12 protein-coding genes are annotated in these 14,482 nt (G+C 48.8%); 7 read left to right on the top strand and 5 right to left on the bottom strand.

The genetic code is table 11. The features are described 5' to 3' along the window. Positions 1-89 precede the first annotated feature (89 nt). Positions 90-536, top strand: a complete 447-nt coding sequence (locus PHH59_RS05105) for an HIT domain-containing protein (protein ID WP_300012223.1) — start codon at positions 90-92, stop codon at positions 534-536. A 7-nt stretch (positions 537-543) separates the two neighbouring features. On the opposite strand, the gene PHH59_RS05100 is transcribed toward PHH59_RS05105, so the two are convergent. The 3 genes from PHH59_RS05100 to PHH59_RS05090 all read right to left on the bottom strand — a co-directional run bounded on the left by PHH59_RS05100 (position 544) and on the right by PHH59_RS05090 (position 2,200). Beyond that, positions 544-876 carry a BrnA antitoxin family protein gene (locus PHH59_RS05100; RefSeq protein ID WP_300012221.1) on the bottom strand — a complete coding sequence of 111 codons (333 nt, stop codon included), beginning with the start codon at positions 874-876 and terminating at the stop codon, positions 544-546. Continuing rightward, a complete protein-coding gene (locus tag PHH59_RS05095) occupies positions 839-1,111 on the bottom strand; it encodes a BrnT family toxin (protein ID WP_300012219.1) in 273 nt (90 codons plus the stop codon). The genes PHH59_RS05100 and PHH59_RS05095 overlap by 38 nt, the downstream gene beginning before the upstream one ends. Positions 1,112-1,321: 210 nt before the next feature. Further along, complete coding sequence (locus PHH59_RS05090) at positions 1,322-2,200, bottom strand: carbohydrate kinase (protein ID WP_300012216.1); 879 nt, start codon at positions 2,198-2,200, stop codon at positions 1,322-1,324. A 201-nt stretch (positions 2,201-2,401) separates the two neighbouring features. Here PHH59_RS05090 and recA point away from each other — a divergent pair, with 201 nt between their 5' ends. The 5 genes from recA to dcm are packed head-to-tail and all read left to right on the top strand — an operon-like array spanning position 2,402 to position 8,747. Next, positions 2,402-3,448 (top strand): recombinase RecA, encoded by a 1,047-nt coding sequence (gene recA, locus PHH59_RS05085; RefSeq protein WP_300012214.1) that lies wholly within the window; start codon positions 2,402-2,404, stop codon positions 3,446-3,448. Positions 3,449-3,450: 2 nt separating this feature from the next. Further along, positions 3,451-3,924 carry a regulatory protein RecX gene (locus PHH59_RS05080; RefSeq protein WP_300012212.1) on the top strand — a complete coding sequence of 158 codons (474 nt, stop codon included), beginning with the start codon at positions 3,451-3,453 and terminating at the stop codon, positions 3,922-3,924. 14 nt (positions 3,925-3,938) lie between these two features. Then, entirely contained in the window at positions 3,939-6,548 is a 2,610-nt protein-coding gene (gene alaS, locus PHH59_RS05075; RefSeq protein ID WP_300012210.1) for an alanine--tRNA ligase, read from the top strand. Position 6,549: 1 nt separating this feature from the next. Further along, positions 6,550-7,680, top strand: coding sequence for a hypothetical protein (locus tag PHH59_RS05070; protein WP_300012208.1), 1,131 nt, complete (start codon positions 6,550-6,552; stop codon positions 7,678-7,680). Then, positions 7,677-8,747, top strand: a complete 1,071-nt coding sequence (dcm, locus tag PHH59_RS05065) for a DNA (cytosine-5-)-methyltransferase (protein ID WP_300012206.1) — start codon at positions 7,677-7,679, stop codon at positions 8,745-8,747. The genes PHH59_RS05070 and dcm overlap by 4 nt, the downstream gene beginning before the upstream one ends. A 394-nt stretch (positions 8,748-9,141) precedes the next feature. Here the strand turns inward: dcm and glgA are convergent, their stop codons facing one another. Beyond that, positions 9,142-10,578, bottom strand: a complete 1,437-nt coding sequence (gene glgA, locus PHH59_RS05060) for a glycogen synthase GlgA (RefSeq protein ID WP_300012204.1) — start codon at positions 10,576-10,578, stop codon at positions 9,142-9,144. A gap of 141 nt (positions 10,579-10,719) precedes the next feature. After that, positions 10,720-12,894 carry a 1,4-alpha-glucan branching protein GlgB gene (glgB, locus tag PHH59_RS05055; RefSeq protein WP_300012201.1) on the bottom strand — a complete coding sequence of 725 codons (2,175 nt, stop codon included), beginning with the start codon at positions 12,892-12,894 and terminating at the stop codon, positions 10,720-10,722. A 91-nt stretch (positions 12,895-12,985) separates the two neighbouring features. Here glgB and glgC point away from each other — a divergent pair, with 91 nt between their 5' ends. Then, complete coding sequence (gene glgC / locus PHH59_RS05050; protein WP_300012198.1) at positions 12,986-14,266, top strand: glucose-1-phosphate adenylyltransferase; 1,281 nt, start codon at positions 12,986-12,988, stop codon at positions 14,264-14,266. The last annotated feature ends 216 nt before the right edge of the window (positions 14,267-14,482 follow it).

Below are 14,482 nucleotides of genomic sequence, written 5' to 3'. Positions count from 1 at the left end.
CTATTTTCAGAAAAGTAAATTTTTCGTGCTTTTCACTTCGTGCTCAATGAGTCGTGTCTTTCGTGGACAAATCCATCAATTCAAACACTATGACAGCACCCTTCCAACTCCACCCACGCCTACAAGCAGACTGCATCCCCGTAGGCCATTTTGAACTCTGCCAATTGCTGCTGATGAACGATAGCCAATACCCTTGGTTCATCCTTGTGCCGCAAGTGGACGGTTTGCGTGAGCTTTACGAGCTGAGCAAAGCCCAGCAGCACTTGTTTACCGGAGAATCGAATTATCTGGCGGAACAACTGGCGATTTTGTACCAGGCCGACAAAATGAATATCGCCGCTATCGGCAACCTAGTTCCGCAACTGCATATCCACCATATCGTCCGTTATCAAACCGATAAGGCGTGGCCTGCGCCTGTGTGGGGAAAATTTGCCGCGATACCTTATGGTGATGCAAAAATACACGAAATACTCCAGCAAGTAAGAACAGCATTGGTTACAAAGCTTACGCCAATAAAAAACTGCCTTCCGTTTTAGCGAAGGCTTAAACCATGTGTTCCCGTATCCACTCTTTTAAAACTTCATTCATGCGAGTTTGCCACCCTTTACCCGTGCTACGAAAATAAGCCAATATTTCAGCATCAAAACGAATGGCGACTTGTTCTTTAACGGGTAATTTATTTGCACTACGCTTACGTTTTATTATTTCGGTATGTAATTCAGCTCCAGAATGACTGACAAACGCTTGCGCCCAATCGGCTTCACTGGTGCGTGGGCTGTCAATGTCATGGATAATCTCTTCATCCGTTAAAGATTTGACTTTATCCCAATCTGTTAAATTAGCCGTTGTAATGTTGCCAATAGATGCGTTGTTCATGTTTTTCAGCCTTACGGATGGAAATAATATGTTCGTGTTCGCCGCGCGGAGTATGGACAATAAAGACAACCGTGTCACCCCATAACCCCAATGTTTGAAAACGCATTTCGCCGTAGTTTTCGCTTATGTCTTCGCGGGTTAAGGTGACTCCGGCAAAAACAACGTCGCAACCGACAAAATCAAGATAGTGTTTTTTAAGGTTAAGTTGCCGTTTGTCTTCATTGTAAGTAATCATAGTCAAATTGTATATACAATTTATAGCATAAGCAATGAAAAATCACCTTTGTTTATGCTAAGAGTTGATTTTGTTAATTAAAATAGATTTTGTCCGGCTAAGTAATGATGAATAAGTTTTTCAGTATAAAACGACTGCGCGTCCTTTGAGGACGGGCAGTCGTAGCCATAGGACTTTTGCACATGCACTTAATAAAAAAGCACTCAGTAACTATAACTGCCACTGCACAATAAACGGCACATAAAACCCCATATCCTGCACGGTCGCGCCTTTTTGCGTCACCAGAGCCGAGGCAAAATCTTGCGCCCTGCGTAAGGTCAAGGCTAAAGGCCATTGGTGTTGCAAACCCAATAACAACACGCTGGCGAAAGCATCGCCTGCACCGACGGTATCAATAACCTCGGCAAGTGCGTTGGGCGTGACTTCCAGATACCCGCCGTTTTCCGTCAATGCCACCGCGCCCAATTCGCCCCTAGTGACAATCAACCCCGTTAATTGATACGCATCCAAAAAAACTTGCAAAGTTTCTTTTAGCGTGGCTTTGGGTTTGGCAAGTTGGCGCAATTCATCGTCATTGAGCTTGACCCAATCGGCGGCTTTTAAGCACTCCGCCACTTGCCCGACACACCACCACGGGGCGCGTAAATTGACATCCAGAAACACCATTCCGTCATGTTGCGCCAGCATTTTTGCCAAGGTTTGCGCGGAAGTAGGATGCCGCAATGCCAATGTGCCATGATAAATTAACGATGATTGAATTGGCTGGCTAGGAGCGGCGAGATAATCATAAGCTTGCTGGTCGAGAATCTCATAAGCGGGTTCGCCAGCATTGATGGTGATTTGCACCACGCCGGTCGGATGGGTTTCATCGGTTTGCAACTGCGTGGTGTCCATACCCCAAGCCAACATGTCGGCACGGATTTGTCCACCCAGCGCATCGGCACCGACGCGGCTGATAAAACAAGGCCGTTGACCAAAGGCTTGCAAATGCCAGGCGACATTAAACGGTGCGCCGCCTAAAACCGCTTGCCCGTCAGGGAATTGGTCAAACAGTACCTCGCCAAACAAGGTGATAGGGTCTTGTTTCATGGGATTTCCTCCTAGGCAAAGCACGTCAATCTACTGGGAATCTTCGGACTTGTACAGGCGCAAAATCTCACGCAGCAAGCATAATCAGCACTACCCGAAGCCCTATCCCTATGTAATAATAAACGGCTTTGATTTTGCGATATTTCTTTAGTCACACTCCCCGTTTCTTGCGGGTCTAACGCACACATAAGGGCATTAATAATGGATGAGAACAAAAAGAAAGCGCTCGGCGCGGCTTTGATGCAAATTGAAAAACAATTTGGTAAAGGTTCGGTCATGCGCATGGGCGATGTCGCGGCTTCGCGTGATATAGAAGTGGTTTCTACTGGCTCATTGGGATTGGATATTGCCCTAGGCTGCGGTGGTTTGCCACGCGGTCGGGTGGTGGAAATTTACGGCCCGGAATCTTCGGGTAAAACCACGCTGACGCTGCAAGTGATTGCGGAAATCCAAAAACTCGGTGGCACAGCGGCGTTTGTCGATGCGGAACACGCGCTAGATCCTGGTTATGCCGAAAAGCTCGGTGTCAATGTCGATGATTTGCTGGTCTCCCAACCCGACACGGGGGAACAAGCACTGGAAATCACCGACATGCTGGTGCGCTCCGGTGCGGTGGACATTGTAGTTATTGACTCCGTTGCGGCCTTGACCCCAAAAGCTGAAATCGAAGGCGATATGGGCGATTCGCACATGGGTTTGCAAGCTCGCTTAATGTCGCAAGCCTTGCGCAAACTCACCGCCAATATCAAACGCGCCAACACGCTGGTGATTTTCATCAACCAAATCCGTATGAAAATCGGCGTGATGTTTGGTAGCCCGGAAACCACCACAGGCGGTAATGCGCTGAAATTCTACGCCTCGGTGCGTTTGGACATCCGCCGCATCGGTTCGATTAAAAAAGGCGATGATATTATCGGTAACGAAACCCGCGTCAAAGTCGTCAAAAACAAAGTCGCCCCGCCGTTTAAAGAAGCCGAATTTGAGATTTTGTACGGCGAAGGCATTTCCTTTGTCGGCGAATTGGTGGATTTGGGCGTGAAATATGGCTTCATCCAAAAATCCGGTTCCTGGTACGCTTACGGCAGTGAAAAAATCGGTCAAGGCAAAGACAACGTCAAACAATACCTGAAAGAACATCCCGAAAAAGCCTTGGAAATCGAGCAAAAAATCCGTGCCGAAGCCTTTGCCAAACCGATTCCCGTGATTGACGCAGACATAGTTGAAGAGCCGTTTGTTGACGACGAGTAACCATGTCGGCAGAGGAAACCACCAAAACCATCAAGGCGTATTGTTTACGGTTGCTGGCGAGGCGCGAACACAGCCGCAAAGAATTGCTCAACAAATGTTCGCTGAAGGGTTTCCAAAAAATCGACGTTCTGCCGGTGCTGGATGAATTGGCCGAAAAAGGCTGGCAAGACGATGCCCGTTACGCCGAGAGCTACGCACGGCAACGCATCCAAAAAGGTTATGGGCCGATTGCCGTGCAGTACGAACTCAGCCAGAACGGTGTCCAAACCGACACCATCGAACCGCTTCTGCACAGCGTTGCCGACAATTGGCTAGACGTGCTGGAGCAGGTATACCATAAAAAATACGCCCATGATCGGCGCTTGAGCCGCCAAGAATGGGCAAAACGTAGTCGATTTTTACTGCAACGTGGTTTTCCCGCCGACCTGGTCAGCGCGTTGTTCACCCATTTAGCCATCCGTTTCCCTAAGTTTTAGACAATACTACTATCATGAAAAAAATGACTAGCGCCGCTTTACGCGCCGCATTCCTGGACTTTTTCCGTCAACGTGGACATGCCATCGAGCCATCCAGTTCGCTAGTGCCGGGCAACGATCCGACTTTGCTGTTCACCAACGCAGGCATGGTGCAGTTTAAGGATGTATTTTTAGGCCGTGAACACAAGCCTTTCACGACCGCCGCGACCAGCCAACGCTGTGTACGCGCAGGCGGCAAGCACAACGACTTGGAAAACGTCGGCTACACGGCACGGCATCACACGTTTTTTGAAATGCTCGGCAATTTCAGTTTTGGTGATTATTTCAAAAAAGAAGCTATCGAATACGCGTGGGAATTTCTCACCAAAGCAATGGAAATCCCCGCCGAAAAACTCTGGGTGACGGTGTACGCAGAAGACAAAGAAGCCGAAGCGATATGGTTGAAAGAAATTGGCGTAGACCCGAACCGCTTCTCACGCATCGCCACCAAAGACAATTTCTGGTCTATGGGCGATGTCGGCCCCTGTGGCCCATGTACGGAAATTTTCTACGATCACGGCGAACACATTTTCGGCGGCCCTCCAGGTTCGCCAGATGAAGACGGCGACCGTTATATCGAAATTTGGAATCTCGTGTTCATGCAGTACGACCGTTCTGCTGATGGCACTATGACGCCGCTGCCAAAACCTTCAGTCGATACGGGCATGGGTTTGGAACGTATCTCGGCGATCTTGCAGGGCGTGCATAGTAATTACGAAATCGACTTGTTCCAAAAACTGCTCACCGCCGCCGCCGCGTTGGCGCTTACCGATGATTTGACGAATAGCTCCTTGCGCGTGATTGCCGACCACATCCGTTCCTGCGCGTTCTTGATTACCGATGGCGTGATGCCATCCAACGAAGGCCGTGGCTATGTCTTGCGCCGTATCATCCGCCGAGCGATACGACACGGCTACCGTTTAGGCATACTCGATATTTTCTTCTACAAACTGGTCGCGCCTTTGGTTGAAGAAATGGGTGCGGCTTACCCTGAACTCGCCGCCGCACAAGAACAAGTTGAGCGCATCTTGAAAAAAGAAGAAGAACGTTTTGCCGAAACGTTAGGGCAGGGCATGAAAATTCTCGAAGCCTGTGTCGCCAAATTGGAAGGCACGGTCATTCCCGGCGAAACCGTGTTCCAGCTTTACGACACCTATGGTTTCCCCGTCGATTTGACCGCCGATTTTGCCCGCGAACACAATCTCAGCGTCGATTATGACGGCTTTGAGCAAGATATGGCGGCACAACGCGACCGCGCCCGTTCCGCCAGCAGTTTCGGTGCGGATTACGACCAAGACATCAAACTCGACAGCCAAACCGAATTCACAGGCTACGGAAACTTGGATGACGAGGTGCATATCATCGCTCTTTTTCAACACGGCCAGCCCGTCGAAAGTTTAGAAGCAGGTGACGAAGGCGTGGTGGTGTTGGACAAAACCCCGTTCTATGCCGAATCAGGCGGACAAATCGGTGACTGTGGCGAATTGAAAACTGACGCGGGCGTGTTTGCCGTTGCCGACACCCAAAAACAAGGCGGCACGTTGTTTCTGCATAAAGGCAAAGTCGTCTCCGGCGAGTTGAAAGTCGGGGACTTGTGCCATGCCAAAGTCAGTGCCGAAGAGCGCAAAGCCACCGAACTGAACCATTCCGCCACGCATTTATTACACGCTGCTCTGCGCCAAACCTTGGGCGATCACGTCGCGCAAAAAGGCTCGTTGGTTAATCCTGAACGTTTACGTTTCGACTTCTCGCATTTTGAACCGGTCACGCCTGAGCAAATTAGCGTTTTAGAAAAAGGGGTGAATGAACAAATCCGCTTGAACCAGCCCGTGTCCGCCGAAGTGATGGCAAAAGACGACGCGGTCAAAGCGGGTGCAATGGCTTTGTTCGGCGAAAAATACGGCGACGAAGTGCGGGTGTTGAAAATCGGCGCATTCTCCACCGAACTCTGCGGCGGCACCCACGTTGAACGCGCAGGCGACATCGGTTGCTTCAAAATCATCAGCGAAACGGGCGTAGCGGCAGGTGTGCGCCGGATTGAAGCCGTCACAGGTGCAGGCTGCATGGCATGGCTAGGCGAGCGCGAACAGGTGCTAAACACCATCGCCGGATTGCTAAAAAGCGCGCCGGACAAAGCCGCAGAAAAAGTCGAACAATTACTGGCAAAAAGCCGCGATTTAGAAAAACAACTCGAACGCCTCAACGCCAAACTCGCCAGTTCGCAAGGCGACGATCTCGCCGGGCTAGCCGTTGAAGTGGCTGGCACGAAAGTATTGGCGGTCAAACTCGAAGGCATAGAAGCCAAAGCCTTACGCGACCTCGCCGACCAATTAAAAAACAAACTCGGCAGCGCGGTGGTGGTGTTGGCAGTCGTCGAAGGCGACAAAGTCAGCTTGGTTGCGGGCGTGAGTAAAGACCGGATGGGGCAGGTGAAAGCAGGTGATTTGGTCAATTTTGTCGCCCAACAAGTTGGCGGCAAAGGCGGCGGCAGGCCGGATATGGCAATGGCCGGGGGGAATGATCCTAGTGGGTTGGATCTGGCTTTGGCTGGGGTTTTGGGTTGGGTGCAGGAAAAAGGCAAATAAATTGGCTAATAAAACTGAAAAAACCATTGGTCACTTGCCGCTTATTGAATATCCGTGGGCTGGCGAAATAGACCGATTGTTGGAATCGGTCAGCAGAAAAGAACCATCATTTCGGGCATTCCTTTTTGATGCCGTCATGTCTATGGCTTACGTTGATGCCACAGCAGGATTGGAAAAAAACATTGAATACTGTGATAACGCTATTGGTGGATATAACGCACATATTGGTTTTATTAATCTATGTTCTCAGTGTTATGAAAATAACTCATGGCAATATCAAAAAGCGGTAAAGCCAGAGTCGGGTGCGCTGGGTAAACTCAGTAGTGAGTTGATTTTAAAATTTATCCAGCATTTCTCTGACAACTTTGAGCAGGTATGCGTTATTGGCGGTAGTGATTACGCTGATGCGTTGATTATTCATAAAAATGGCCTAAAAATTTTGGCTGAAGTCAAATCTGCACCGCTTATCACTTATCCCTTACTGATTAAAATTAACCAACTTGATGCTGTTAAGCATCATCATAAAATCACCCTTACATCTTCTCAGTTAAAAACCTGTGACTCCGCCTTATATCTTCATAACAACTGTATTATTCCATTAGGGAAAACAGGAGGAGAAAACTGGCCTTTTAAGCCATTTGTAGATTTCATGGTGGACAATAAAAATGCAGATGCCATCGAACAACAATTTCAAACGTGGTTAGCAGCAAGAGAAGCGTACATCACCAAAAATCGCCAATCCAAAATTTATCATTTAACTAATGCTTGCGGTAGCCCTCCTTTGGAAGCGAAAAAGCATCATGGTTGGCCTCACAAACAGGTTATTAGCGATAGTAAAACCAGTGCAGGAATGGATAGGACGGATGACATTAAAAAAGGCATTTATCAAACCTTAAAAATAGGTCTTACGCATAAGGGCGAGAACGATTTTAAAACAGCGATTATTTCCAACCTTCCTGCTTATCGGCACAACGATGATTATTTGTCGCCCCTTATACCCATGCTTTGGGGAATGGAAACAGATTTAAAAACAATTGATGGCCAGCAAGTTATTTTTAGGGAAGATTTACGTTATGTGTTTGATTACATAATTACTTTAGAAAATCCATTGCTTCGTGAGTTAGTCGTATGAAATCAGTACCCAACCACGAAACCAGAGTGTATTCAGGGATTGTGCTTGAGCGTATCAAGCACTTGCCATCTGGCGGAAAAATGGGCGATTTGCCTACCCATCTCCAACACAAGAGTTTTATCCGCACGGGCGATAAAAAAACGGGCGGCCCGAATATGCGGTTGTTGCGCTTGGAAATGGACAAACCCGCTTTAACCGTCACGGCCTATATTTACAACAAATTCGTCCATCCTTACGAAGACCGTTATTTAACGCCACGAGAAGCGGCTTGTCTTCAAGATTTTCCAATTGATTATGAATTTAAAGGCACGTTGGGGCAGGTTCAAAAACAGATAGGTAATGCAGTACCTGTAAAACTAGCAAAAGCGATTGCGTCAGAAGTTGCGAATTACTTTACAAAGCAAAATGATGGTGGTGATAAGTTGATTGCTTCGTATTTTTGCGGCGCGGGTGGCTTAGATTTGGGTTTTGAACAGGCTAGCAACAAATCGGTGCAGTTTAAAACCCTGTTTGCAACCGATATTGAACCGTGGTCAGCAGCGACTATAAACGCAAATCGGCTTAGCTGGAATTTTCATCAGGCCGATATTAGAGAACTTAATCCAGAAATGATTAAACAGGTGTTAGGTAAAGCTCCAGATGTCATTATTGGTGGGCCGCCGTGCCAACCCTTTAGTGTCGCGGGCAAACAAAAAGCAACTGATGACCCTTTGGGAACGCTTTACCGGGATTATATCCGGCACATTGGAGATTTAAAGCCGGAAATCGTCATCATGGAAAATGTTTACGGTTTGGCGCAAGTAAAATCAGCGGATATGGTGCAAGAAATAATCAATTCATTTGAACAAATCGGCTACGCGGTCACCTATCGTGAGCTGATGGCGGCGGACTATGGAACGCCGCAAAGACGGCGGCGGTTGTTTTTTGTGGCAGCAAAAAAGCTGAAATTCTTTAAATTTCCAGAACCTACCCATAGTGAATTTAACACGCTTTTTGATTTGCCCCCCTACGAAGGTGCTGGCAATGCGTTGATGAAACTGCCGCCAGCAATAATAAAGTTTGGGTAACAAGGTGTAAGTTAATAGGCTGAATTTCATCCACTGATTGGATTATCTGACAAATCTAAGCCCGCTTTTAACCATGCCCATATCCATCCAACTAAACCCAGCGAGGTAGCCCGTAAGGAGCAAAGCGGATTACGGGATTTTCCAAAACCAACAAGCTGTATTTAATCGCAATGTTTCAATACGGGGTTTAGAGATGTGCGGTATCGAACCCCCGTATTCCGCTACCGCTGCATACGGGCTACCTCGCTATATTCTATATCCAGGCCCAATACTTAATGGCCGTGACACCCTGATGTTGGAACTATGCCTATCCCGGCTTGAATGATGTCCCAACGATCAACAGTCAGATTGCAACCACTACCAAAATTGGTTATTGGAGTAGTCGGCAACCCGCTTAACTAATGCTCTCATACAACCGCAAATACTCTTCCGCACTACGCCGCCAGGTGAAATCTTTGCACATGGCGTTCGCTTGCATTTTTCGCCATTGTTCAGTATTGCGATACAACAACAACGTCCGTTTGATGGCTTCGAGCAATGAGCCTGAATTGGCGTCATTGAAGACGATGCCGCTGGCGGAGCCGTTGGCTAGGGTTTCCCAGGAGGTGTCGATGACGGTATCCGCCAAGCCGCCGGTTTTTCTGACGATGGGAATAGTGCCGTAGCGTTGGCTGTACATTTGGTTTAAGCCGCAGGGTTCAAAGCGCGAAGGCATTAGAAAAATATCCGCCCCGGCTTCAATCAGATGCGCCAGGCTTTCATCGTAGCCCAGGGTGACGGCGATTTTGTCAGGATGGGCTTCCGCCCAAGTTTGCAGGCGTTGTTCAACCACTTTGTCACCACTGCCCAGCAAGACAAACTGCATGTCCATCGACAACATTTCCGGCAGGCAATCCAGCACCATGTCTATGCCTTTTTGTTCGACCAAGCGGCTGATCAGCCCCAATACAGGGATGCTGTCATTAACAGGCAATTGCATGCGCTGTTGCAATTCGGTTTTGTTGCGGGTTTTGTCATGGAGGGAATCCACATTGAAACGTTGTGGAATGTAGCCATCGGTTTCAGGATTCCACTGGTCGGTATCAATGCCGTTGATAATGCCGACCAGGGCGTTATTGCGGTAACGCAACAATCCTTCCAGGCCGTAACCAAAAGCCGAAGTCTGGATTTCCTGGGCATAAGTCGGGCTGACCGTGGTGATGCAATCGGCAAAGGCCAGCCCGCCTTTGATAAACGAGAGCAGATTATGAAATTCCAAGCCATCCGGGTTCCATAATTGTCCGGGAATATTCAGGGTGACCATGCGGCTGGCGGGAAACAGCCCTTGATAGGCCAGATTATGTACGGTAAACACCGTCGCGGGACGGTCTTTTTCTAAAGACAAAAGGGCGGGGACTAAACCCGTTTGCCAGTCGTTACAATGCACGATGTCGGCTTTCCAATTCTGGCCGATTTTGTCCATCGCACAAATAACGGCGATGCGGCAAAACAGGGAGAAGCGTTCGGCATTGTTGGGCCAAGGATTGCCTTGTCCGTCCGTGTAAGGATTGCCCGGAAAATTATAGAATTCGGGGCAATCCACCAGCCAGACGGGAATGGAACTGTCCGGCAGACGGGTCTCCAAGATATTGATTTGCCGGTTGTCCGCCCGCAGGGAAAACACGGTGTGGACATCGCCGCTAAGATTAAGCGCCTGGTAATTGGGCATGATCAGGCGCACATCTTGGGATAATTCCGCGAAGGCTTTGGGCAAGCTACCCGACACATCGGCAAGTCCTCCGGTTTTAATTAAAGGATGCGCCTCGCTGGTGACAAACAGTATTTTTTTCATTATGGCTTCCAAGGAATGAGCATTAAATGACGTGAGCAACTTTGATTTTTAAAATCCCCCGTTCCCCCTTTGCCAAAGGGGGGCATGTCCGGGATGATATTTTTTATGTGTGCCCTAATGCTTTTGTTTATTGTGACCGGTTTAGAGCTTTAAGATCACGCCTCCTAATGGCGGTATGGTCAGGTTCAGCGAGTGGGGCAGGTTCATCCACGGTTTGGGTTCTGACGTCACTACGCCGTTACCCGCGTTGGTGCCCGCATAATAAGTCGAATCGGAATTAAAAATTTCTGTGTAAACGCCTTCTTGAGGTACGCCTATGCGGTAATTTTGGCGGGTGACTGGTGTAAAGTTCAAGACGATGCACAATTCCTCATCGCCGCTTTTACGCCGGAAACTGATGATGGATTGCTGGACGTCGTGGCAATCTATCCATTCAAAGCCCAGATAATCAAAGTCATGCTGGTATAAGGCAGGTTGGGATTTATATAGCAGATTCAAGTCCTTGACCATTGTTTGTATGCCTTGGTGGTATTCATATTCCAACACATACCAATCCAGGACTTTGTTGAAGCTCCATTCCGTGCCCTGACCGAATTCACAGCCCATGAATAGCAGTTTTTTGCCTGGGTAAGTGTACATCAGCGTGTACAGCAGGCGCAGGTTGGCAAAGCGTTGCCATTCATCGCCAGGCATTTTATTCAATAAGGAACCCTTGCCATGCACGACTTCGTCATGGGAGAACGGCAGGGTGAAGTTTTCGGTGAACGCATACAGCAAGCCAAACGTGAGCTGGTCATGATGGTGCATACGATGGATGGGATCCAGGCTCATATAAGCCAGCGTATCGTGCATCCAGCCCATATTCCATTTCATCGAGAAACCTAAGCCGCCCGTCCAGGTAGGGCGGGTGACTTGCGGCCAAGCCGTGGACTCTTCGGCCATGACCACGACACCCGGATGCTGTTCGTGCATGACGGCGTTCAGTTCCCTGATAAAGTCGATGGCTTCCAGATTTTCGTTGCCGCCGTATTTGTTGGGCACCCAATCATTGTGTTTGCGGGAATAATCCAAATACAGCATGGATGCGACCGCATCGACGCGCAGACCGTCGAGATGAAATTCTTCCAGCCAGAACATCGCACTGGCAAGCAGGAAATTCTTGACCTCATTACGGCCATAATTGTAGATCAGCGTCCCCCAATCGCGGTGTTCGCCTTTGCGCGGGTCTTCGTGTTCATACAGGGCACTGCCGTCGAAACGGGCGAGGGCAAACGCATCTTTCGGAAAATGTGCGGGGACCCAGTCAAGGATGATGCCGATGCCGTTTTGATGGCAGTGATCGATGAAATAACGGAAATCATCGGGTGTGCCGTGGCGGCTAGTCGGGGCGAAATAGCCGGTGGTTTGATAACCCCAAGACGCATCCAGTGGATGTTCAGTGATAGGCAATAATTCGATGTGGGTGAAACCCATAGTTTTGACGTAATCCACCAGTTGATCCGCCAACAGCCGGTAGTTCAAGAAATTTCCCTGTTCATCGCGTTGCCAGGAACCCAAATGCACTTCATAGATTGCCATAGGTTCATGCAGCCAGTCATAAGCGGCACGGTCGGTCAACCACTGGGCATCGTTCCAGGGATAGTTGCTTGTATTGACGACAATCGACGACGTGCTGGGACGGAACTCAAACTGTTGTCCGTAAGGGTCTGTTTTCAACAGTAACTGATGGGTCTTGGCATTCAGGATTTCAAACTTGTACAGACACCCAGGAGTCAAGCCGGGAATAAAAATTTCCCAAATACCGCTGTCGCCCAGGCTGCACATGGGATTGCAACGCCCATCCCAACGGTTGAAGTCACCAACGACACTGACCCGGCCGGCATTGGGGGCCCACACGGCAAACAACACACCATCAAGTCCGTCTATAGTTTGTTGGTGTCCGCCCAGTTTTTGGTAAATATGCCAGTGCTTGCCCTGACCAAACAGATGCTGGTCAAATTCCGGCAGTTGTGGGTCAAACGTGTAAGGGTCGTAATTTTCGTGAGATTCGCCGTCTTTGTCTTGCCAAGACAAAAGGTAATGCGTCGGCAGTTCGTCCTGCTTGTCGATGTATTCAAAAAAGTCCGTACCCGTTATTCTTTCAAGGCTGGCACCGTTGTCGACAAAGCTTACCGTTTCCGCATAAGGGATATAAACTTTGATGATTATTTGGTTATTAACGGTATGACGGCCGAGTACGGAAAACGGGTCATGATGTTTGGCGGCTATAATTTTTATTGAATCAGCGTCAAGTGCACTATTGGGTTGCTTTTTCACTTTGCTTTGCCTCGATTTAGTAGAATAATGGTCAGGCAAATGTTACCAAATTAAAACAATAATTGTGAATCTATTCCACTTGGAGATGAAAATGTCGGCATCCAGTCCCAAAAAGCACGATCTTAACGTCCAGCATTTAACCCGAAATACGATTGCCTTGATTCTTGCGGGTGGACGTGGTTCACGGTTGATGAACATGACCGATTGGCGGGCCAAGCCAGCCGTACCGTTTGGCGGCAAATTCCGCATCATTGATTTTCCGCTTTCCAACTGTGTCAATTCGGGCATACGCAAAATAGGCGTGTTGACGCAATATAAAGCGGATTCGTTGATCCGGCATATCCAGCAAGGTTGGGGCTTTTTACGCGGCGAATTCGGCGAATATGTCGATTTGATGCCCGCCCAGCAACGCCATGACGAAGATTCCTGGTACAAAGGCACGGCGGATGCCATTTTCCAAAATATCGACATCCTCCGTACCCGCAAGCCCGAATATATCCTGGTGTTGGCAGGCGACCATATTTACAAGATGGATTATGGTTCAATGCTGGCCGACCATGTCGAAAAAAACGCCGATTTGACCATCGGTTGCATTGAAGTTTCCCTGGCGGACGCCACGGCATTCGGAGTCATGGATGTTGATGCCAACCGCCGTGTCCGTGCCTTCGTCGAAAAGCCGGAAAAGCCTCCGGTCATGCCAGGCCGCACCGACACGGCCTTGGCGTCGATGGGCATTTATATTTTTAACGCCAGCTTTTTGTTTGAGCAATTGCTGAAAGATGCCGACACCAAAGGTTCGTCACACGATTTTGGTAAGGACATCATTCCATCCGTGATTGATAAATACGTGGTCAATGCCTATCCATTCCTGGATTTGCAAAGCGGTGAGCAAAGCTACTGGCGGGATGTTGGCACCATTGACGCGTACTGGTCGGCCAATATGGAACTGATTGGTGTCAACCCTAATTTGAACTTGTATGACAACACCTGGCCAATCTGGACGTACCAGGCGCAAACACCGCCCGCTAAATTTGTCTTTGACGATGATGACCGCCGTGGTCAGGCGGTGGACTCTATGGTGTCGGGGGGATGTATCGTGTCGGGTGCCAAAATCAGGCATTCTTTGTTGTTCACCAATGTCCGGGTCAATTCTTATTGCACCTTGCAAGATACTATCGTGTTGCCGGATGTGAATATAGCCCGCCATTGCCATATCACCAAGGCGATTATCGAAAGGGGTTGCGAAATTCCTGAGGGGACTATCATCGGCGAAGATCGGGAAGCGGATGAAAAACGCTTTCACGTCAGTGCCGGCGGGGTGGTGCTGGTCACTCCCGACATGCTGGGGCAACGTCTGCATTATGTCAGATGAACCGCAATTTAAGCTCCTCACTATAGCCGATTAAAAATCCCTTTCAGAAAGAAAACGGAGATAACATCCGCCACTAAAAACCCTCTCTCATCGGGCATAGGTATCTACACAAGTCTTGAACACCGTCATTCCGGCAATCCTTCGGAATGATGACCAATAAAACTTGTGTAGATACCTATGCTCATCGAGGGAGGGACTTAAATGTAACTACGATCC

The organism is Methylovulum sp. (genome assembly GCF_028687615.1).
Lineage (GTDB): Bacteria > Pseudomonadota > Gammaproteobacteria > Methylococcales > Methylomonadaceae > Methylovulum.
The sequence above is the reverse complement of the archived record's forward strand: the minus strand, read 5'-3'. Positions and strand labels throughout refer to the sequence as shown.